This window comes from Rossellomorea sp. SC111, assembly GCF_024733565.1.
Lineage (GTDB): Bacteria > Bacillota > Bacilli > Bacillales > Bacillaceae_B > Rossellomorea.
Genome location: NZ_JANIOC010000009.1, coordinates 193661 through 215641, shown reverse-complemented (window position 1 = coordinate 215641; position 21981 = coordinate 193661). Strand labels below are relative to the sequence as shown.

Below are 21981 nucleotides of genomic sequence, written 5' to 3'. Positions count from 1 at the left end.
GAATAAAACCGTTGAACAAGCGACAAAGCCAGTTACAGATATCGCAGGGGACTCAGCGGCTCCTGTAGCGGAAGCGGTGAACAATACCACCAAAGCAGTTACCAAAACCGTTGAAAATACGACGGAATCTGTAACCGGAACGGTGGATTCAACGACGAAGACGGTCACCAAAACGGTGGTAGAAACAACGAAACCTGTGACGGAATCATTGACAGACGATAAACCTCTGTTGGAAGTAGATCTGTCAGATGATCCTGCAGTAAAAGTGAATACAGGGGTCGTCGATGTCGAAGTGTCAAAAGATCCACAGGTCAAAGTGGATACCGGTGTAGTCGACGCCGATGTTTCAAACGAACCAGCTGTCAAAGTGGACGTTGAAGCAGAAGAGCCTGACGAGCCTTTGATCGACACAGAGGATAAAGATTCTGTCGTCAAAAGGGAGAGAGAAGATGCTCGAAAGGAACCGGTCAAAAAAGAAGTTCCGGTCGAAACTGATCAAAGCTCCATTCAAATAAGCAAAGCCAAAAACCATATTGAAACCATACTTACAAAACCGGTTGTAGTGGAGAAAGAGCGTGCCGTTAAGATGGAAGCACCTAAAAATCAGAACGACCAGCCTTCTCCACCCCGTAAAAAGATGGAACCGGTCCTGACGACGACTACGATGAATTCAACAAGTCAGTCATCCAGTACGAGTGGAACGAGCGGACAGGTAACAGGATCATCTTCTTTATGGGTTTTTTCGGAGCAATATGCAACGGCCATTAACTTCCAAAAAGCCAATATGTACGAGAAAAACAATCTCTACTATGATCAGTGGTTAAACGCACCACCGTCCCAACCACCTCAAGATTCTCTTCTTTTCAAAAGTATATAAACTTAAAAACTTTTAAAAGGAGAGAAAAATAAAATGAGAAAAAGCGTATTTAGAACATTAGTTATGACAGGTGGATTAGCAGCAAGTCTTGCAATCGGAGGTCACACAAGCTTAGCGGCAGGGAATGATTCACTGCTGAACAGCAATGATGGATTATTGGAAAACGTCAACATCCTGGATTCTGAAGATGGACTATTAGATGGATTGAACATCGGTGGATCAAATGATGAATCGAATGTGGATGCCAATGCTGATGCTGATGCAAACGTCGTAAACGAAACTGTCGTTGATGAAGAAAAGGATTCTGTTACTACGAACAATGGTGCAGAAGCGACTTCAGATGTAAACGCAGCAGTTGAAGGAGAAGGCGAATCGGCAGAAGTGAATGCTGATACAGAAGCTGGTGTCATGAATGAAACTACAGTGGGAGAAGATTCAGCTACTTCCAAGACAGAAGCGGGAGCATCTCAGGATGTAAACGCAGCAATTGAAGGAGAAGACGAATCGGCAGAAGTAAATGTAGATACGGACGCGGCTGTCATGAATGAAACAACAGTGGAAGAAGATTCAGCTACTTCAACAACAGAAGCGGGAGCATCTCAAGATGTAAACGTAGCGGTTGAAGGAGAAGATGGATCAGCAGAAGTGAATGCTGATACAGAAGCTGGTGTCATGAATGAAACAATGTACAGTGAAGAAGACGATTCTTTCACAACCATGACTGAAGCGGGAGCGTCTCAAAATGTGAATGCAGCGGTTGAAGGAGAAGACGGTTCAGCGGCAGTAGACGCTATGACGGATGCTGGGATCATGAACGAAAAAATGTACAATGAAGAAGACGATTCTTATGCTTCTACTACTTCCGGGAATCTTACTTCTGGTCTTAATGCTTCTGCATCTGATGAAGAGAATGAAGTAATGGCTGATGCAATCACCGATTCCAATGTATGGGTGATGAAAGAAGGCAGTGAAGAAAACGATTCTTCTAAAACGTCATTTGGTACTGAATCTGCAAATGGTCTAGTACTTGGAACAATGGACAAAGAAGATGGTGATTCTTCTCAAGTAGAAGCTATGAACGAAACTTCTGTTATGACGACTGTTGAAAACAGCGACGACTATTCCAAGTTCGAAGCGAGTGCAGCGAATAACCTCTTGCTTGGTGCTATGACAAACGATGAAGACAATGAATCTGCAGCAACTGTCATGAACGCAGTGAATGCGGGGCTATGGGCTGAATCAATGGATTCTGGAGAAGAAGAGTATAGAAGTGCCGGATTGAATGCAGGTACGGATACGGCTCTTGGATTCTTAGTGTCTGACGAGGACAACGAATCTTCTCTTCTATCAAACCTTGGTGTAAATGCAGATGCAAGCTACACTCAATGGGAAAATGAAGAGTCTTCAGATTCAGAGTTCAACCTTGGTCTTTCAACAGATCTTGGTCTAAATACTATGCTACAGTCTGATGATGAAGGATTTGATCTAGGACTGTAATAGAAAGAGAAAGGAATGATCCATTGCGGATCATTCCTTTTTTTAATGAGCAGCTTTCTTCAGTTCCATCTCTTCTTTTTCAAAGCGCTCGAACATGATGAAGAAGAGTCCAGCACTGACAAGAGCAAGAATCGAAAGAATGATGAACGTCCAATCATACCCTATATAAAGAGACAGGGTGATGGAGAGAGGCGCAATCGTCCTGGCAATCGTGAAACGCAGGCTGGCAGCGGCAAAATACTGTCCTCTCATATGATCCGGTGCAAGCTTTGATACAAAACTCTGCTGAATACCGGCAGTCATCAATTCCGCAAAAGTGAACACCGCCATGCTGATCACAAACATCCATACTGAACTCGTCTGACCAAACATAAAGATTGAAACAGCATAGATGACAGAAGAGAGAATGAACACATTACGTTCACGGAATTTAGTGATCCATCTCGTAATGAATACTGTCAGAAGGGCCACCAGCAATCCATTTTCGGAAAGGATCAAACCGAATACCTGCTCACTCACGAGTGTCAAGGACCAATCCCCGAAGCTGAACAGCGTAGCTTTATCCACTACATCTTTAATATATACAGGGATAAGGAGATCCAATTGCATGAACGTCTGACCTACCAAGACCCCAGCTAAAATAAACAATAAAAATGTTTTGTCTTTAAATATGACACTATAATCCTTAAATTGATCAGACAACACACTATGCCATACTTTCTTCTTCCCTTCTGTGACGAGAAGCTTATTCTTGTCGGCGGGTGCCGTTTCCCTCGTCATTTTAGATAGAAGAAGTGCTAAAAGCATACAAATAAGAGCGGCTGCGATCAATAATTGAAAGCGGTAATGGACATAGAAAATGCCACCTAATATCGGTCCCACGACGACGGCGATATTGATGGACGTGTAAAAGACGGCAAACACATGGCTACGGTCTTTCTCATCGACGACATCTGCGACCATGGCCTGACTTGCCGGCCAATAAAATGAACCGAACACCCCGACCAGACTGAAGCAAATAAAGCCGATCATGGCAGAATCCAGCCATGGTGAGCTGGCGAGTGCAAAGATTAAAAAAGCAAAGCCTTGTCCGAATGCCGAGATGACCATCATCCGCTTGCGGCCGAAACGGTCGGCGCAGTAGCCTCCCATCAGATTCGCGAGTACGGCGAATACTTGTGAAAGAACCAATAATAATCCTGCTGTCTGCTTTCCGAACGACTCAGTAAAATAGATCGTCAAAAACGGAAAGAACATCCAGAAGGTAATGTTAATCGCTGCTTCCCCAAACAGCCGGACCTTTAAATTGCGGTCCCAATCCCGAATTCTCATCTAAATCCCTCCCCTTATGAAACTCTAGATGAACTAGATTATCATAGCCCGATGGGACAAATTAAACAAGACTCATTTACTGGTATTTGTAAATATTCACTTAAGACGGACACGGGTCCAAAGATACCAATTTTAATCCTTTGAATACATTAAATATATGAATGATGAAAGGATCGGTGGATGGAGGTGATCGATAGACTAATTCTCCTTACGGGAGTGTGGACCCAGGTAGTCGGTACGGTGATTGCAGCCACCGGTGAAACCATGATCATTCGGGAAGAACGATTGAATCAGGAGCCAGTCGGTCTTCGGCTCGTCTCTATCGGAAATGGATTCGAGGCAGCGGGAAATTCCCTGCAGGCTGTCGGTGCCGAGAAATTGTCGGATGGATCGATTGGAGAGACCTACCGTATCATCGGTGACTGGATCCAAGCCTCCGGAAACGTGACGAATGTCTATGCTGCGGAGCTCCAATTTTCAGGAAAAGAGCTAGAAGGATTGAATCTGGATATCTTCGGCGATACCGTTCAATCTATAGGTGCGGGGCTTGAAGCATACGGAGCTACCTTGAGCACGCGTGCCTATTCACAGCTTCTTGCTTATGGGAATACGCTTCAATCCCTGGGGGCAACCCTTGAAGCGGTGGGGGAAGTATATATTTTAAAGGAGAGGAAGGATCTCGGACTCCAGATCACGACATTCGGGAGCTATGCCCAGGCGGCAGGAGCGACAATTGCTGCGATTGCGTTAACGAAACAGTATGGATATTGATGATATTGAACTGATATGGGCTGGATGCCTGACTACATAGCAGGTGGAAAGGGAATCAGATGGTGGATGAACCAGGAATTGCGTCATTTTTTAGGTAATTGCATCAAAAATATGGTTAATTGCGTTTTTTATAAATTAACCCATTCGATTGAGCGCTCAGTCAAAAAATAAGCTAAGTCACCCATCCAAAAAAACAAAATCCCCAAAAAGCAGCCAAGCCGCTTCCCGGGGATTTCGCAATACATAGATTAAAACGCCCAACCGCCATCGCGGAATACTGCTTCAGTCGAGCCGTCTTCTTTCACTCCATCAATGTTCATCTTGTCAGAACCGATCATGAAGTCAACGTGGGTGATGCTGTTGTTCAACCCGTTTTTCTCTAGCTCTTCCTCGCTCATTTTCTTTCCGCCTTCGATACAGAACGCATAGGCATTCCCGATCGCAAGGTGGTTTGATGCGTTCTCATCGAATAATGTGTTGTAGAATAACACGTTCGATTGAGAAATCGGGGACTGATGTGGTACAAGAGCGATTTCACCAAGGTAGTGAGACCCTTCATCGGTATCCACAAGGCGTTTCAGGATTTCTTCGCCTTCTTCAGCCTTTACGTCCACGATGCGACCGTTTTCGAATGTGATCGTGAAGTTGTCGATCACGTTACCACCGTAGCTAAGCGGCTTCGTACTTGAAACTGTCCCGTTTACCCCGGTCTTTAGTGGAACCGTGAATACTTCTTCTGTCGGCATATTCGCCATGAAAGTCGTTCCTTCTTCGTTCACACTTCCGGCTCCTACCCACAGATGACCTTTTGGAAGCTCGATGGTAAGGTCCGTCCCTGGAGCTGTGTAATGAAGCTTCTGGTAGTTCTTTTCGTTCAGGTATTCCACTTTTTCGTGAAGGTTTGCGTCGTGATCCTTCCATGCCTGGACAGGGTCAGCCTGGTCGGCGCGGACCGCTTTGAAGATCGCGTCCCATAATAGGTCGACTTGTTCTTGTTCAGAAGCATCCGGGAATACTTTTGCTGCCCAGTCATTCGAAGGAGCGGCGAGCACACACCAGCTGACTTTGTCAGATTGAATGAACTGACGGTATTTGGACATCGCTTTACCGGCAACCTTTTGGAAATTCGAGATGCGGTCCGGATTGACGCCTTTTAAAAGGTCAGGGCTTGAAGAAACGATGCTCATGAAGGCAGCTCCGCCTTCCGCAAGCGTTTCGACTTCGCGTGCTTTCCACTCAGGGAACTCCTGGAATGCTTCATCCGGGGCAAGGTCGTATTTCGTACGGTTGACGGTGTCATCACTCCAGTTTACATATACGTGCTTAGCTCCTACTTCATAGGCTTTCTTTACTACTAAGCGGACGAATTCTGCAGAGTCGATGGACGTGTTGATGACGAGGGTCTGTCCTTTTTGAACATTCACTCCGACTTCAACTGCAAGACTTGCGTATTTCTCTAAATTTTGTTGGAAATTAGTCATATGTATTCTCCTTTTTTCAGAATGTTCTATTACATCCTTATTGTATCAGTGCGGGCACCGTTTGCAAGTGTTTACACCTATCTTTGTATCGTATGTCAAAGAAGAGGAATGTATTTATTCATGCCTTTAAATTTGAACGTTGTATGGCATTGAATCAAGATTCATAGCTTCTATTCAGACAACTATACTATAATGATGGGAGCGCTTTTAAAAAAGGGGGAAGACAATATGCCTTGGAATGTCCTATTATTACGAATGTCCGCCATTTATGGGTTTATCGGAGCATTTCTCGGGTCTCATATGGCCGGGGCCGGATCGTATGCATTCAAGCCGATCCACGCTCATATTCTGGTTGTCGGGTGGTTGAGCTTATTTGCCTACTCTTCCTATTATCGATCCTATCAGGTACCGAAATCTTCTAAACTGGCATTTGCCCATGTGTGGACGACCATCATCGGTTCAATCGGATTGACCGTCGGGATGTGGATGTACAATTTGAATCCATTCAATCTGCCCACGGGGTTTACGACCGTCTTTTATATTGTCGGGGGAAGCACGCTGTTACTCAGCTTTTTCCTGTTTCTATTGATGACATTCAAGTATAGCGAGAGTAAAAAATAAGGCAAGTTCCGGTTGGAAGGCAGGCTTCTTGTGTTATGGGGTCAATCGTTCAGCTGCTGATTATTGAAGAATATTCAGCAGCTGAACCAACACAAGAATCTCATAAAAAAACTTCCCACCGCAAATCGGTGAGAAGGATCTTCAAGTATCCCTTTTCTGCTCTTGAAAGAGGAACCGGTAGTCCATGGGATTCTGGACGAGGTCGGACAGGGTGTAAGCATCGAGGACAGAGAGATAAGCGTTCAATGCTTTGCCAAGGACATGCTTCAATCCGCATACCGGCGTGATGATGCAAGAGTTGTTTGCGGCATCGAAGCATTCAACAAGATGGAAATCCTCTTCTGTCGCACGGACAAGTTTGCCTATATTGATATCTTCAGGGGACTGTGCAAGCCTGATCCCGCCGTTTCTGCCGCGGATCGTTTCGATCATCCCCATTTTTCCCAGTTCATACGTCACTTTCATCAGGTGATTCTTAGAGATGCTGTAGGCATCTGCGATTTCTTTTATATTAGAGAGTTCGTCTTTCGGTTTTGACGCCAGGAAAATCAGGACCCTCAGTGAGTAGTCAGTGTATAAAGTTAGTCTCATGTATCTCACCTTTCCGTTCCATTATCCCCATTATACAAAAGGAAGTAAGTCTGTGTCTAAATGTGACTGTTTTGTTAAAGATGTATTTTATATATTGCTTTAATCGATAAGCAGGAGTAGGCTAAAGATGTATTCAAAATATACCTTTAGAGGTGACCAAAATGCTATCTCAAAAAACCATTGAAATCGTGAAATCCACTGCTCCTGTATTAGAAGTCAAAGGAACGGAAATTACGTCTACTTTTTATAAAAATTTATTTACCAATCATCCTGAATTACTAAATATTTTCAATCATGCTAATCAGAAAAAGGGAAGACAACAAACGGCTTTAGCCAATACGGTGTATGCTGCAGCTCAGAATATCGATAAGCTCGAGATGATCCTGCCTGTTGTAAAACAAATCGCTCACAAGCATAGAAGTTTAGGGGTTAAGCCTGAGCATTATCCAATCGTTGGCGAGCATCTGCTTCAAGCCATCAAACAGGTTCTGGGAGATGCAGCGACAGATGAGATCATCGAAGCGTGGGGAGATGCATACGGTGTCATCGCAGGAGTATTCATCGATGTAGAAGAAGAAATGTATAATGAAACTGAAAACAAAGATGCCGGCTACAGAGACTTTAAACCGTTCATCATTGCTAAAAAAGTAGTGGAAAGTGACGTCATCACTTCTTTTTATCTTCAACCAAAAGAAGGCGGCAGTGTCCCGACCTACATGCCTGGTCAATATTTATCTGTCAGAGTGACGATCCCCGGTGAAGAATTCACTCATATTCGTCAGTACAGTTTATCAAGCGCGCCAATGGACCACCAGTTCAGAATTTCTGTTAAGAGAGAAGCAGAGTGCGATCCGGAAGGGAAGGTGTCCAACTTCTTACATGATAAAGCAATCGTGGGAAGCAAGATCGAAGTCAGTGCACCGGCCGGGGATTTCTATTTAGAGGACGGGGATTCACCTGTTGCGTTTATAAGCGGGGGTGTCGGAATCACACCTATGATGAGTATGCTCGAACAAGTGGCCAAATCCACACCGGAACGTAAAACAACATTTATCCATGCGAGCAGACATGAAGGCGTGCATGCCTTTAAAGGGGATGTCGAAAAGCTCATGGCGGAACTTGAAAACGGGGAAGTATGCTATGTTTATGAAAATCCACGGGAAGAATCTCCACCCCACTTTACAGGGTATGTGAATAAAGGGATTCTGAAGCAGTATGTGGACGCTGGAACCGAATGTTACGTGTGTGGTCCTGCACCATTTATGAAAGCTGTCATCGGCACATTGAGGGAAATGGGTGTAGCCAAGGTGCGTTTCGAGTTCTTCGGTCCGGCAATGGATTTAAGCAAGCAGGAAAGTGTGACGGTTTAACGATTACATTCCTGATATGAAAAGTGCTCGGACGGATCAGCATACAGATTCATTTCGGTGAAGGATAACAGAAAAACGCTAGGATTCCTAGCGTTTTTCGACTTTAGTAGCGATGTTCATCGTTATCTTCACGATTTTTAAACGCTTCCTGTGTCACAATCAATTCTTCATCGCCAACGGCATCCTCAGAATGTTTACTAGCTGTACTATTTTGAGGGAAGTTCCCTGGGTGTCCCTTTTTCTTTGATTCGAATGATTTACCACGTGCCATATCAGCCACTCCTTTTCGTTCGTGATACTGGTAGGTTTTCCGGGGAGGAACGAAAATATGTGAAAGTGAATTGTCAGAAAATAGACGCAACCTACATGTGCAGCCTTCCTTCCGGTTGGATATACTAGTAGTAACAGATTCAGGAAATGCTTCTTTAGAACCAATCCATTTCTAAGGGGTGATAGTGTTGGATTTTTCAACCATTGTTTCAGAGCAACGAATTAAGAAGGCTTACGAGGACGGGGAGTTCGAGAACCTTCCCGGATATGGAAAACCGCTTAATCTTGACGATGACAGAGGGGTTCCCCAGGAATTAAAGATGGCCCATCGGATCATGAAGAATGCAGGATTCACAGCGGACGAGATGAATGTAAAAAAAGAAATGATGAGGATCGAAGACTTGATCAGGGTTTGTGAGAATGAAGAGGAAGAACGGGAATTAAAGCAGAATCTGAATGAGAAAATGCTGAAATACAATAGCATGCTTTCGAAGAAAAGAATCAAAACAAATAGTTCCTTGTTCAAAAACTATGAGCATAAACTGGAAGACAAGCTGCTGAAATAAAGAAAACACCACTTTCGTCACTGAAAGTGGTGTTTTCTTTATTTCGGTTCCTCGTCCTCTTTAAAGAGGAAGAAGGAAATCACGCCGGATAGGAGCGTGCCCCCGATGATCAGCATGAATTTGGAACCAGTTTCAATCTCGGAATAATATTTGCCGAGCATCCAATAACATGCAACGGCAACGAGTATCATGATGGGGATGATCATGGTGAATCGTTTTTTCAACAGTGCCACATCCTTTAAAGCTTCTCTTCTTAGTTTACCACAGATTAGGTGTTGACACTGTTCTGAATCCGGGCTGCACTTGTGGCAGTATCTTGAACATATTGGGCAATCGTCCGGTTGTCACCATGAAGGGTTTCGATGGTGGCGCTGATTTCTTCTAAGCCTGCAGAAGTCTGTTGGATGACAGCGGCGAGCTCCTTCGTTGAAAGCTCTGCTTCCTCGGTCTGGCCCCTTACGTCAGATGCGGTGGAGGTCAGTCGTTGGAATTCGTTTGACAGGGCGTCAAGCTTCTCGCGCAATGATGTGAAATACGCCGTGACTTCACCTGTAGCCCCCACATTTTCATTAAGCTTATCAGAGCTTAGATTCATGATTTCAACAGCAGAAGAGTTCACTGCGTTGACAGCTGAGAGATTGTCGTTGATGCGTGTTGCCGTATTCCGCGTGATTTCGGCCAATTTTCGTATTTCATCAGCTACGATACTGAAGCCGCGTCCTGCTTCTCCTGCCCGTGCTGCCTCAATGGAAGCATTCAAAGCGAGGAGATTGGTTTGGTCCGTGATGTCCTGGATGCTTCCGATAAAGCTGTTGGTTTCTTCAATTTTGCTGGTGAGCTCTTTAAAGGTCTTGTGAAGGCCTTCAATGATGTTTTTCAATTCAATCATATTTTCCTGCAGCTCCATGACCCGTTCGCTTCCTGACACGGCAATTGCATTCGCATCGGTTGAGTGGGTGGTAAGGTCATCGGACAGCTTCGCGACTTCCTCCATCTTACTCATTGTCGTTTCTGTCACAAGGGCTATGTTAGTGATTTGATCACTTTGGGTGACACTTCCCGCTGAAATTTCATTCACTGCCGTTTTCATTTCATCATGGGAGACGAGATGGATTTGCACCTGTTCGTTGATTTGCTGGATGCTTCCCGAGATGGCCGCCAGTTCTTTTTGTAAGAAGTTTCGCTGATCTTCTTTTTTTCTGCTTTCATTTTCCGTTGTGTGGATAAATTCCTGGAGCTGCCTGAATTGCGTTCGATTCAGTTGGATGACGACGGCCAGGACGATGCCTAACAACACATAACTGAGCAGAGAAGGGATAAATAATTCAGTGAAAATGGGATCACCCTTTGGAGCAAGCAATCCATTCAGTAAGAGCATGGCAAGACCGGATATGAATCCAATTCCGAAAATGACAGGATTAAAGTGAATGGCGCTGATAACAGCTAAAAATAGAAGGATGACTAAATCGGGAGGGTTCGATCCTTCAAGAAAAAGCCAGATTCCCATTATGATATACGAAGTAGGAATGGCGAAATATACATAAAGATTCGGTTTTTTCAGCATGAATTGAAGCACAACAAAGTATCCGGCTAGAAACAGGATCTGTAATGCGAATACCGTTACGGTGATGGTGCCCGATTCATTCAGTATTGAATACGTGAGGGCGGCTGCAAGGCTGATTCCATAGGTGATCAGCAGCAGAAGATTCTTTCTTTTACTATCGATTTCTTTCAATTGCTTGGGGGTCATGACATTTCTCTCCTTTTAATAAAATCCCGTATATTCCATATATCGACAAATGCAGGGTGCTTCTTCATAACGTTTTGCAGTAATTTTTACAAAATTTCGAATGAAACTATCACTCAATAATCAGAGGCTTTATCCGATATTAGTAATAGACTACGATGAGTAAGGTGGAGCGATCAGATGGATAAGACGTCTTTAATAGGAGTCATTTTAGGATTGATAGCGGTTGGGGTAGGGATGGTATTCAAAGGAGTAAGCCCGGTTGCCTTATTGAACCCTGCAGCCATTTTGATTATTTTACTGGGTACGGTAGCCGCAGTGACCATTGCATTCCCGACACACGAAATCAAAAAAGTGCCGAAGCTCTTCGGTATATTGTTTAAAGAGCAAAAATTGCAGGACCCGAAACAAACGATTCAATTCTTCTCGCAAGTGGCAGATCTTGCACGTAAAGAAGGGCTGCTTGCACTGGAGGCCAAAACACAGGAAGTAGATGATCCTTTCCTCAGGGACGGACTTTCATTGGCAGTGGATGGACAGAGTGCCGATTACATCAGGGATGTGCTCCATGAAGAAATCGATGCCATGGAAGAACGTCACAGTGCAGGGGCCCTCATCTTCACACAGGCTGGAACGTATGCGCCGACACTTGGGGTCCTGGGGGCAGTCATTGGGTTAATCGCAGCCCTGAGCCATATGGATAATACCGATGAACTCGGCTATGCGATATCTGCGGCCTTCGTTGCGACATTGCTTGGTATCTTCACGGGTTACGTTTTGTGGCATCCTTTTGCCAACAAGCTGAAACGGAAATCCAAGGGTGAAGTTCAAATGAAAATGATGATGGTGGAAGGCATCCTTTCCATCATTGAGGGAGAATCTCCCCGGGTGATCGAACAGAAGTTGGCATCCTATTTACCGGCAAGTGAGCGGATCTTGTTACTAAAGGGGGATGAGGATGAGGCGGCGTAAGAAGAAACATGACGACGAACATATGGATGAATCCTGGCTCATTCCGTATGCTGACCTACTCACTCTGCTGCTGGCACTGTTTATCGTCTTGTACGCATCAAGCTCAGTGGACGCCCAGAAGTTCAAGGAACTCTCCCAGGTGTTCAGTGAAATCTTCACCGGGGGCACGGGAATGATGGAGTATCCAAGCCCTGTCGCCCCCCAGCAGTCAAGCGATCAAGAACAGAAGCAGGCTGCATCAGCCGGGATAGATAAGGAAAAAGAAAAGGAAGTAAGTAAGGAAGAGCTTGCAAAGCAAGCTTTTATGAAGGATCAGGAAGAACTGAAGGAAATCCAGAAAAAAATAAACGAATACATCAAAACGAATAACTTGGAGCTTCAATTCGTCACCAAGCTGACGGATGAAGGGCTCCTCCTCACGATTCGCGACAATGTATTATTCGACTCGGGGTCTGCAACGGTCCAGGGCAGTGACCAGAATGTTGCGGAGGAGTTATCGGGCCTTCTCGAGATGAATCCGCCTCGAAACATCATCATCAGCGGTCATACAGATAATGTGCCCATCCGGAATGCGGAATTCGACTCGAACTGGGAGCTCAGCGTCATGCGGGCAGTCAATTTCATGAAAATCATATTAGACAATCCAGCCCTTGACCCCCAGTGGTTCAGTGCGAAAGGATTCGGTGAATTCGAACCGATTGCAGACAATGGAACAGCAGAAGGACGGGGACAGAACCGCCGGGTGGAAGTGTTAATATTGCCGAGGGTGACAGAATAGAAGAGGGGACCTGCAACGGAAGATCCGTTGCAGGTTTTTTGACGTATTTCCGGGGAAAGGGAGGGATCTTGTCGAAATACAGAAGCCGTGCTGGAGAATGGCAGATGGTCATGTACTGAGAAACTTTTCATAAAATAATGTTTCACGGTCCCCATTTCAGGGAAAAGTCTGGAAAAAGCATGTAGAAGTAGTGGCTAATTTTTCAGGATCCGGGGTCTGTGAAAGATATCGATAGGCTTTATACATACGCTTGAACCAACAATTCCCCCGCGTTTTATTCCAAATGTTAGCCACTGCCTCTATCAAAGGAGGAGCACGATTGGATACGTTTTTCGACATCATAGGTAAAGTTTCGGCGTGGTTATGGGGTCCGCCATTAATCATTGTCCTGGGTGCAACGGGTTTGTACTTAACAATATTATTAAAATTCATACAATTTCGGTATCCTCTTTACATTTTTAAGCAAACGGTTGGAAGTGTATTTAAAAAGCCGAAGGGAGAAGGGACGGTCACTCCCCTCCAGGCGCTGACGTCTGCCCTGTCTTCCACGATCGGGGCCGCGAATATCGTCGGTGTCCCGGCTGCGATCATGTTCGGTGGTCCCGGGGCCGTTTTCTGGATGTGGGTCATTGCCCTTATCGGGATGGCGCTTAAGTTCTCGGAGAGTGTGCTTGCGGTCCGCTATCGTGAGAAGAATGAAAAAGGAGAATTTGTCGGCGGTCCCATGTACTATATGACGAAAGGGTTGAACATGAGGTGGCTTGGCGTCTGGTTCGCCTTTGCCCTTATGATCGAGCTGATTCCAAGCGTCATGGTACAAGGGAATGCCGTAGCTTCAACCGTAGAAGAAACCTTTAACGTTAATGGCTTGATTACGGGTATTATCGTTGCGCTTATTGTCGTGCTGATTGTATTCGGCGGCATCAAACGGATTGGTAAGGTGACAGAGATCTTCGTTCCGTTCATGGCCTTGATTTATGTAGGGAGCGCCTTAGTGATTTTGTTTATGAATTTGGGTGCAGTACCTGAATTCTTCAGTTTGATTTTGTCACATGCCTTTCAACCTATGTCTGCAATGGGAGGTTTTGCCGGAGTGGCCATCGCAGAGACGATTCGCTGGGGGTTTGCCCGTGGATTATATTCCAATGAAGCAGGGCTCGGAACGGCTCCGATTGCTCATGCAGCGGCACAGACGGATCATCCTGTGCGACAGGGTCTGTGGGCGATTGTCGGAATCGTGATTGATACCATCATTGTCTGTACAGCTACGGCGTTTGTCGTCTTATCATCAGGGGTGTGGACGGCAGAAAACGCTTTAGATGATCCTTCAGCCCTTACAACAGAGGCATTTACGAACTATTTCGGAGAGTTTGGCGGGATCCTCGTCACGATTTCATTGATTTTCTTCGTCTTGTCCACGATCATCGTCATTGTCTTTTATGGGGCAAAACAGGCTGAATTCCTGTTCGGCTGGAAGGCGGCACAGGGGATCAAAGTGGTTTATACCGTTGCCATCGTTTTTGGATCTGTCGGAGCGGCCAAGGTCATCTGGCAATTCCTTGATTTAGCATTGGCGGCAATATTGATTCCGAATATCATCGCGGTCCTTCTACTGAGTAAAGAGGTTAAAAGACTCACCAATGAGTTCTTTACTTCCGACGAATACTACTTAAAGGACACAGGTAAAGTGAAAGAAAAGAAAATATCTTAAACTTTAGACTTGTTTTTCCGAAGGGAAGAACAAGTCTTTTTTTTTGTTTTGCGAACTTCCAACTTGTGTAAAATAAAACAAAAGTTTAGAATATTAACAAAAGTTACTTTTCTTTATAGGAGTGGGAGAAAGTGAACGAGAAAGAACAGCTTTTATTGTCATTCATTGAAGAGAATCCGTTTATGACGCAACAGGAATTATCTGAGCGAAGCGGGATTTCACGATCGGCCGTAGCCGGTTATATTTCCAATCTGGTCAGGCAGGGAAAGATCTTAGGCCGTGCCTATGTGATTCCAAAGGGGAACGGGATCACTTGCATAGGGGGAGCCAACATCGACCGAAAGTTGCAGTTGCTGGGTGAGATGATCCCGGAAACGTCCAATCCTGCGAGATCGGAACAGACGAGTGGGGGGGTGGCGAGAAATGTTGCTGAGAATCTTGGTAGACTCGGGAAGTCTACTAATCTCATAACCGTCGTAGGAGAAGATACAGAAGGCAGCTGGCTCATGAACGAGACGAAAACCTTCGCAGATGTATCCGGGTGCCAGAAGCTATTGAATGAAAGCACAGGCGCTTACTCTGCCGTATTGGACGAAAAGGGTGAACTGTTATTTGCCTTGGCAGACATGAATATTTATGAAAGCGTTGACATTGGGTTTATAGAAAGGCGATGGGGATTGATTGCATCTTCAGAAATGGTGCTTCTCGATACGAATTTTCCGGAAGATGTGCTGAAGTACATCATACGAAGATGTCAATCTGAAGGAGTTCCTCTGGCAGTGATCCCTGTGTCGGCTCCGAAGGTCAAGAAGCTCCCTACTTCTTTGGAGGGTGTGTCATGGTTCATTTGCAATAAAAGGGAAGCAGAGATGTATCTGGATATGACGATCGAAACGGAGGGTGATTATTTCAAGGCGGCGAAGGAACTGACAATGAGGGGCGCCGAGCGTGCTGTCATTACCCGTGGAGATCAGGGACTGATTTATTACACTACATACAACGAAGCAACGGCCATTCTGCCTCCGAAGGTTGAAGTACAGGATGTGACCGGTGCTGGTGATGCCCTCGTAGCCGGCATATTATTTGGCTATTTAAAGGGGTCCGATACGGACGGGGCGTGCAGGATCGGGGTGATTTGTTCGTCGATCACACTTCAGTCGAGACATACGGTGGCACCGACTCTTAACGAAAGCAAGCTGCAACAGGAGTTCAGTCTCTATTATTAAGGGGGAAATAGTTTTGAAAATCACTTCATATGTGGAATACTCAGAGGAAGTAAAAGAAGCGAAAAGGAAGGGCTTAGCGATCGTTGCACTGGAATCGACGATCATCTCTCACGGCATGCCATATCCGCAAAATGTGAAGACGGCAAGGGAAGTTGAAGATATCATTCGATCAAAAGGCGCTGTACCGGCAACGATCGCGATCCTGAACGGAAAGATTAAAATCGGATTATCCCAGGAGGAGCTTGAATATTTAGGGCAGGCAACAGACGTGGTCAAGGCGAGCCGCCGTGATATCCCTTATATTCTGGCCTCTGGTAAAGAAGGGGCGACGACAGTGGCGGCAACGATGATTTGTGCAGAGCTTGCCGACATCCCGGTATTTGTCACGGGTGGGATCGGGGGAGTGCACCGGAACGCTGAGGTGACAATGGATATTTCGGCGGATCTTGAGGAACTGGCCGTATCGAATGTGGCAGTTGTGTGTGCAGGGGCCAAGTCCATATTGGATATCGGCTTGACCCTCGAATACCTGGAGACAAAGGGAGTACCCGTTTTAGGATACAGAACCAGCTCATTGCCGGCATTTTATACAAGAAGCAGTCCTTATTCCGTGAATTATAAAGTTGAATCAGCAGAGGAGACAGCCGGCATCCTGCAAGCGAAATGGGAACTAGGTCTGAAGGGAGGAGTGGTTGTGGCAAATCCGATTCCGGAAGAGGATGCCATGGATGACCAGGAAATGGAACGTATCATTGAAGTAGCATTAAAAGATGCGGAATCAGAAGGGATCAAAGGAAAGGATGCCACTCCATTCCTGCTTGGAAAAGTAAAGGAGCTGACTGAGGGGAAGAGCCTGACGGCCAATATCGCCCTCGTGAAGCATAATGCTCATATCGGCGCAGAGATTGCCGTTCGATATGCCGGACTTAGCCGGATTGAAGCGATTTAATGTAGATGACTGTAAGTGACCCGGGCATAAATGTGTGCCCGGGTTTTTCTTGTGAATTGAGATTCCTCGTTTATATGTTGCAAAAGGTAGGGTAAAATGGGGGTAATAACGTTACGATAAAGGAAGGTACTATGGCTCAAATGCACTCTTATCATGCATTGAATGTAGATTCAATTCCAGTCCCGGCAGCAATAATCGATGTGACACAACCATCTTTTATAGAACAAAATGCAGAATGGAGGGGAATCACCCTCAAAGAAGACAATCTTCTCCTGAAAATGGTGGAAGATGAAGATTATTCGATTCGCTTGCATCATCAATACTACGGGTTCAAGCGAAAACAGATTGATGAGTCCAAAGAATTGGTTATGATGATCCCACTGGGGTCCGCCGTATCACACGACGATTCCATTCATTCTCATTCGGCGATTTATGAAGCCCTTATCCACAACACGCCTACGTGTGTATGTATCATTGATAAAACAGGAAACGTGATGGAAATGAATCAGTCTTTCCAGGAGCTGTTCCGGATTTCTGATGCCATTCTGGGAGAACCCCTCTGTCAGCAGCCCCCGCTGCAGAATCAACCCTTTCATTCCATCGTCAAAAATGGTTTGAAAGGCTTGAATACGACAGGGGAAGAAGTTACTTTCAATTTGGGGTCACAACGGAAAATCACCTGCAATATTACTATTTCCCCAGCCAATTATAAGAGTGACGGAACGGTGGATAGCGTGGGGATCATCCTTCACGACATCACTGAAAAGAAAAAGTATGAAAATGAATTGATGTCCTTAAAGGTGGAACTTGAAAACACCCTCCGCCTTCAAAAGACGATCACGTACAAGATAAAGAAAAGCGATCAGGATTTTGTCATTGAAATGGCAGCGGGTGAGCTGTTGAATAAGCTGAATTTGACTCCTTCTAAAGTGATTGGGAAAACGATCCAGGAAGTGTTCGATTCCCACCATTTAGGAAAGATCCAGCCCAAGTTAAAGCGGATATGGGAAACGGGGGAAGAGCTGACATATGAAGACGAATACAAGGAATTGGAGTATTTGGCTTCCATTGTCCCCGTTATTCAAAATAGCGCCGTGGTGGAAATCATCGTTTCCATATCAGACATTTCCCTGATCAAGGACATACAGAGAAAACTGATCGAAAGCGAACAAAAGTATAAATCGATCGTAAAATACAGTCCAGATAATATTTATATGGTCGATACAAACGGGATCATACAAGAAGTGAATCCGACTGTGAAAACCCAGTGGGACCACATTTCACCGCATATGATCGGAAGTCACTTCAGTGATTTCATTGCAGAAGGCAGTAAGGAAACGGCCATCAAAAAATTTGAAATCGCCCTTAAAGGGGAAGCGTCAAGATTCGTGACCACCTTTGAAAATGGAGAAGGTGGCAAAAGCCATGTAGCTGTCACCAATATCCCTATCCGAGTAAAGAACAAGGTGATCGGAATTTACGGTTTTGGACAGGACATCACGGAAAAACTGCAGATGGAAGAAGAACTGAAAGAAGCGAAGGAGCTCCTGGAAGCATACTTCGAGCATGCAGGAGACGGGATCGCCCTTCTGGATCCGGAAGGAAAGGTCTTAAAGGTGAATCAACAGTTTGAATCGATGTTCGGTTGGACGAAGGATGAAATCACTGGAAGGGAAATCACCTTTCTCCATCAGGAAGAGCAGGTCGGACAGTTTAAACAAAACCTGGCCACGGTGATGGCCGGGAAACGGATCAAAGACTATGAAACCGTCCGGTACCGGAAAAACGGCTCCCCGGTTGAGATTGCTTTTAATATGAATCCGATTCTGAATGATGGTGGACGTTTAATCGGTATTTCTGCCATCATACGTGATCTTTCCGAGAAGAAGCTTAACGAAGACCTGCTGAAGAAGTCAGAGCAGTTGGCGATGATCGGTCAGCTTGCAGCGGGCGTCGCTCATGAAATCAGGAATCCCCTGACGACTCTGAAAGGATTCCTCCAGCTCATGAAGGAAAATGCCGAGGATGACTTTTATCTTGGTGTTATCCAAGGAGAACTCGACCGGATCGAGATCATTACCAATGAGTTTCTGGCACTGGCAAAACCAAGGGCCGTCAAATTCTCCCTGACCTCCCTGACAACCCTTCTCACAAGTTCTGTGGAATTCATCAAGATGGAATGCCTGAAGCAGGGGGTCGATGTGAGGTTCTCTGTGGAGGAAGCTGAAATCTATTGTGATTCCCATCAAATGAAACAGGTCATCTTGAATGTGATGAAAAATGCCCTGGAAGCCATGCCTGCAGGCGGACTCCTCAATGTTCAGCTGGAAAAGGTCGATGGCCATGGGAAAATCTCGATCCAGGACAATGGGAGCGGGATCCCGCCTGAACGCATGAAGCATCTGGGGGAACCGTTTTACAGCACGAAAGAAAAAGGGACCGGTCTCGGGCTGATGATTTGTCAAAAAATCATCAAAGAGCATCATGGTTCCCTATCGATTCAAAGCAACGTCAGCGAAGGGACCACCGTCACGATCCTTTTGCCGATTGCAAAACAGAAATAGATCTTGCTCCACGATGAGAGGTGAATCTTGTCGTGGAGTTTTTTTATTTACCCGGTTATTGTCGATTTTTCAAGGGGGGATAATCCGACAAATACTGTAGGAAACCATAGGGGGTGTCTCCTGGAACTTTAATATTTTCCCGGGAAATAGCATCTTCTACAAATTTCTTCATGAGGGTTCTCATGGAAGGAACTTGTCACTTCTTGGCGAGAGCACACCGGCAAGTTTCAACATCCTGGAAATAGGATAAATGAATGGAAAGAGGTGAAGAGAGATGAAGACGAACGTCTTTATAAGCGGTGGAGGCATCGGCGGTCTGACACTCGGTCTGAAACTCGCCCAGTGTAACATCGATGTAACCGTCGTAGAGCGGTTGCCAGGGAAGGGTTCCGTTTACAAGGGTGAGCTTCTTCAGCCGAAAAGCCTGGAAATATTCGATTCCCTGGGAGTCATAGACGATGTCTTTCAAAACGGACACAGCATCTCCGATCTGGAACTGATTGAATTGAAACGGGCCAAATTGAAGGCTGACCATTCAACCATGAGCTATTCCATCCTACCGACTCCGTATCCATTTTCCCTCATGATCCATCACGAAACGCTAAAGGACATCCTGCGAAAAAAAGGGGAAGCGTATCCATCCTTCCATTATCGGGCGAATACCGTCTGTAAAAAGATAAATGGGCATACGGTGACCGTCGAAAATCGGGAGTCGAAGGCAGAAGAGGAGATTCATAGTGATTTCATCATCGGGGCAGAGGGAAGGAGCTCGGTCACCCGGAACTATATGGAAGTGGATGTGAAGGAGAAAAAGTATAATCATCATTTCCTCACGGTCACATTCCCACGGCCAAAGGAAATGGTGAAGGGGCGCATCATTTCTACATATCAATCATTTTTAGGCTTATTTCCACTACCGGACAATGAAGTGAGGTCGGTTTATCTCATTCCTGCAGGTGAATACAAAACACTCCGGAAAAAACCGATTTCAGAGTTTCATAAACTCTACATTGAAATGTGCCCGGATCTGGACGGGTATGTGAATCAGATAGATGATTGGAAGGAAATCCAGCTCATGGTCCCACTGAAATATCACGCTGAGACCTATGTGAAGGATCATTTCGCCCTTATCGGAGACGCCGTCCATACGGTCCATCCCATGGCGGGTGAAGGGATGAATATGGCGATTCAGGATGGCAGCATCCTTGGGGAACTGTTATGTGACATGTTTAAAGAGGGGAAATTAGATCCGGTCAATTTGGAATGGTATCCAAACGTAAGAAAAAAAAGGGTCGCCCATCAAATGCACCTCAGTCACTTATCCGCCCTCGTCTATTCTTATCCTTACCGACCCGTCGGCTGGCTCCGGAATAAAAGCCTGCAGAGGATGGAGAGAGACTCGATTTCCCATTATAAACAGATGCTGAACATTTCAGGTCTCGGCATGTGGAGGGAGACCCTTTATGACCGTATGATCCAGGGGGGCATGCTCCCGATCAGACATGATTCGTTAACACCAGAAGAAAAATATACGACTACATTTACGTCAGACCAGGATTACCCCTGGAAAGGAAAGGAGGCACTAAAATGATTGGAGAAATGGTAAAGGTATGGCGGGCTCGAACTTGGATGAAGAAGAATGTCCCTTTCCTGTACAGCTGGCATGCTTATGTAGGTTATGAGATGGACCTGTTCGAAAAATTCACAAAGCCTGCTTCCATCCAGGAGGTGGCGGTTGCTCAAAACATCGAAATGGATCTTCTTGAACAGTGGGTGGAAGTAGGAATCACCATCAAGCATCTGAAACGGGTTGAGGACGCAAAAGTCACGACGAGGAACAGATGGAAGCTTCCTACATCCAAAAAAGATCCCCACTCATCCGGGATCCTGCTGAAAGAAATGATGGAACTCCATATCCCGGCTCTGTTATCGTACCCTCAACTACTACGGAATCAGACGAAACAGCACTTCAACTCCGATGTCCATGGCTCAACCGTTGCGAAAACGTCGATTCTATTGGAACGATTTGCCTTTCCAAAGGTGCAGAAGGCGATTAAAAAATACAATGCGGACTCCATCCTGGACTTGGGATGCGGAGAGGGAGGGTATGTAAAGAGGATTGGAGAGCGTTATCCGGATAAAAAAATGGTGGGAATCGAGATCCATGAAGCCGTCGCCAAGGCAGCGGAACAATCCCTGAAAGAATTTGAAAACATCGATATCCACTGTGGGGACTTACATGAATATGAGCCCGAACAGCACTTTGATATGATCATGGCCAACAATCTCTTTCACTATATCGATCCATCCGAACGACTGCAATTCTTTGAAAAAGCATCTGAGTGGCTCGGGTCCGAAGGGGTGTTCTTCGTCCTGACACCGATGCAGAAATCCAAGCATGGAAAACAATTCTCCAGTGCCTTCAACAGCTTCTTCATGACATTCCAGAACCTGTACCCTATTCCTTCACAGAAGGAGATGGAGACACTTGCGGGAAAAACTCATTTCAACGTCGAGTCCGTCGAGCCGATCGTGAAAGAAGGCGGATGGTACGTGATGATTTTCAGGAAAGACGGATCCTTGTAAGAAGGGATCCGTTTTTTTAGAGTTTACTTATAGCTCAACTACGGAATTAGCTTGAGATTCTCCTCTGAAATA

At 45.5% G+C, this 21981-nt stretch carries 20 protein-coding genes; 14 read left to right on the top strand and 6 right to left on the bottom strand.

Annotated features, from left to right (window positions below; translation table 11 throughout):
* Both NQ095_RS13810 and NQ095_RS13805 read left to right on the top strand, forming a co-directional pair.
* Positions 1 to 877 (top strand): hypothetical protein (locus NQ095_RS13810; RefSeq protein ID WP_258264047.1); only part of this gene is annotated, 877 nt, incomplete at its 5' end.
* Between the two features lie 33 nt (positions 878 to 910).
* Positions 911 to 2374, top strand: a complete 1464-nt coding sequence (locus NQ095_RS13805; protein ID WP_258264046.1) for a hypothetical protein — start codon at positions 911 to 913, stop codon at positions 2372 to 2374.
* A gap of 42 nt (positions 2375 to 2416) precedes the next feature.
* On the opposite strand, the gene NQ095_RS13800 is transcribed toward NQ095_RS13805, so the two are convergent.
* Complete coding sequence (locus NQ095_RS13800; protein WP_258264045.1) at positions 2417 to 3706, bottom strand: MDR family MFS transporter; 1290 nt, start codon at positions 3704 to 3706, stop codon at positions 2417 to 2419.
* A gap of 186 nt (positions 3707 to 3892) precedes the next feature.
* On the opposite strand from NQ095_RS13800, the gene NQ095_RS13795 reads away from it, so the two are divergent.
* Entirely contained in the window at positions 3893 to 4477 is a 585-nt protein-coding gene (locus NQ095_RS13795; RefSeq protein WP_258264044.1) for a DUF6944 family repetitive protein, read from the top strand.
* A 248-nt stretch (positions 4478 to 4725) separates the two neighbouring features.
* Here the strand turns inward: NQ095_RS13795 and NQ095_RS13790 are convergent, their stop codons facing one another.
* Positions 4726 to 5958, bottom strand: a complete 1233-nt coding sequence (locus NQ095_RS13790) for an aminopeptidase (RefSeq protein WP_258264043.1) — start codon at positions 5956 to 5958, stop codon at positions 4726 to 4728.
* A gap of 228 nt (positions 5959 to 6186) precedes the next feature.
* Between NQ095_RS13790 and NQ095_RS13785 the strand changes: the two genes are divergently transcribed.
* Positions 6187 to 6579 (top strand): hypothetical protein, encoded by a 393-nt coding sequence (locus tag NQ095_RS13785; protein ID WP_258264042.1) that lies wholly within the window; start codon positions 6187 to 6189, stop codon positions 6577 to 6579.
* 141 nt (positions 6580 to 6720) lie between these two features.
* On the opposite strand, the gene NQ095_RS13780 is transcribed toward NQ095_RS13785, so the two are convergent.
* Positions 6721 to 7170 carry an RrF2 family transcriptional regulator gene (locus NQ095_RS13780; protein ID WP_258264041.1) on the bottom strand — a complete coding sequence of 150 codons (450 nt, stop codon included), beginning with the start codon at positions 7168 to 7170 and terminating at the stop codon, positions 6721 to 6723.
* A 161-nt stretch (positions 7171 to 7331) separates the two neighbouring features.
* Here NQ095_RS13780 and hmpA point away from each other — a divergent pair, with 161 nt between their 5' ends.
* On the top strand, positions 7332 to 8540 hold the full coding sequence (gene hmpA / locus NQ095_RS13775) for an NO-inducible flavohemoprotein (protein WP_258264040.1): 1209 nt from the start codon (positions 7332 to 7334) through the stop codon (positions 8538 to 8540).
* A gap of 103 nt (positions 8541 to 8643) precedes the next feature.
* Here the strand turns inward: hmpA and NQ095_RS13770 are convergent, their stop codons facing one another.
* On the bottom strand, positions 8644 to 8811 hold the full coding sequence (locus NQ095_RS13770) for a hypothetical protein (RefSeq protein ID WP_258264039.1): 168 nt from the start codon (positions 8809 to 8811) through the stop codon (positions 8644 to 8646).
* Positions 8812 to 8998: 187 nt separating this feature from the next.
* Here NQ095_RS13770 and NQ095_RS13765 point away from each other — a divergent pair, with 187 nt between their 5' ends.
* Positions 8999 to 9376, top strand: a complete 378-nt coding sequence (locus tag NQ095_RS13765; RefSeq protein WP_258264038.1) for a DnaJ family domain-containing protein — start codon at positions 8999 to 9001, stop codon at positions 9374 to 9376.
* 38 nt (positions 9377 to 9414) lie between these two features.
* Here NQ095_RS13765 and NQ095_RS13760 read toward each other — a convergent pair whose 3' ends face one another.
* Together NQ095_RS13760 and NQ095_RS13755 are read right to left on the bottom strand one after the other, a co-directional pair.
* A complete protein-coding gene (locus NQ095_RS13760) occupies positions 9415 to 9600 on the bottom strand; it encodes a histidine kinase (protein ID WP_375162840.1) in 186 nt (61 codons plus the stop codon).
* A 44-nt stretch (positions 9601 to 9644) separates the two neighbouring features.
* Positions 9645 to 11126, bottom strand: coding sequence for a methyl-accepting chemotaxis protein (locus tag NQ095_RS13755; protein ID WP_258264036.1), 1482 nt, complete (start codon positions 11124 to 11126; stop codon positions 9645 to 9647).
* 177 nt (positions 11127 to 11303) lie between these two features.
* On the opposite strand from NQ095_RS13755, the gene motA reads away from it, so the two are divergent.
* The 8 genes from motA (at position 11304) to NQ095_RS13715 (ending at position 21909) form a co-directional block, all read left to right on the top strand.
* Positions 11304 to 12095 (top strand): flagellar motor stator protein MotA, encoded by a 792-nt coding sequence (gene motA, locus NQ095_RS13750; protein WP_258264035.1) that lies wholly within the window; start codon positions 11304 to 11306, stop codon positions 12093 to 12095.
* On the top strand, positions 12082 to 12873 hold the full coding sequence (gene motB / locus NQ095_RS13745) for a flagellar motor protein MotB (protein WP_258264034.1): 792 nt from the start codon (positions 12082 to 12084) through the stop codon (positions 12871 to 12873). Before motA ends, motB begins: the two co-directional genes overlap by 14 nt.
* A 319-nt stretch (positions 12874 to 13192) precedes the next feature.
* Entirely contained in the window at positions 13193 to 14584 is a 1392-nt protein-coding gene (locus NQ095_RS13740; protein WP_258264033.1) for an alanine/glycine:cation symporter family protein, read from the top strand.
* A 131-nt stretch (positions 14585 to 14715) separates the two neighbouring features.
* Entirely contained in the window at positions 14716 to 15810 is a 1095-nt protein-coding gene (locus tag NQ095_RS13735) for a carbohydrate kinase (protein ID WP_258264032.1), read from the top strand.
* Between the two features lie 19 nt (positions 15811 to 15829).
* Complete coding sequence (locus tag NQ095_RS13730) at positions 15830 to 16759, top strand: pseudouridine-5'-phosphate glycosidase (RefSeq protein WP_258264057.1); 930 nt, start codon at positions 15830 to 15832, stop codon at positions 16757 to 16759.
* Positions 16760 to 16890: 131 nt separating this feature from the next.
* Positions 16891 to 19323 (top strand): PAS domain-containing protein, encoded by a 2433-nt coding sequence (locus NQ095_RS13725; RefSeq protein ID WP_258264031.1) that lies wholly within the window; start codon positions 16891 to 16893, stop codon positions 19321 to 19323.
* Positions 19324 to 19597: 274 nt separating this feature from the next.
* Entirely contained in the window at positions 19598 to 20914 is a 1317-nt protein-coding gene (locus NQ095_RS13720) for an FAD-dependent oxidoreductase (RefSeq protein ID WP_258264030.1), read from the top strand.
* On the top strand, positions 20911 to 21909 hold the full coding sequence (locus NQ095_RS13715) for a class I SAM-dependent methyltransferase (protein ID WP_258264029.1): 999 nt from the start codon (positions 20911 to 20913) through the stop codon (positions 21907 to 21909). Before NQ095_RS13720 ends, NQ095_RS13715 begins: the two co-directional genes overlap by 4 nt.
* Positions 21910 to 21981 lie beyond the last annotated feature (72 nt).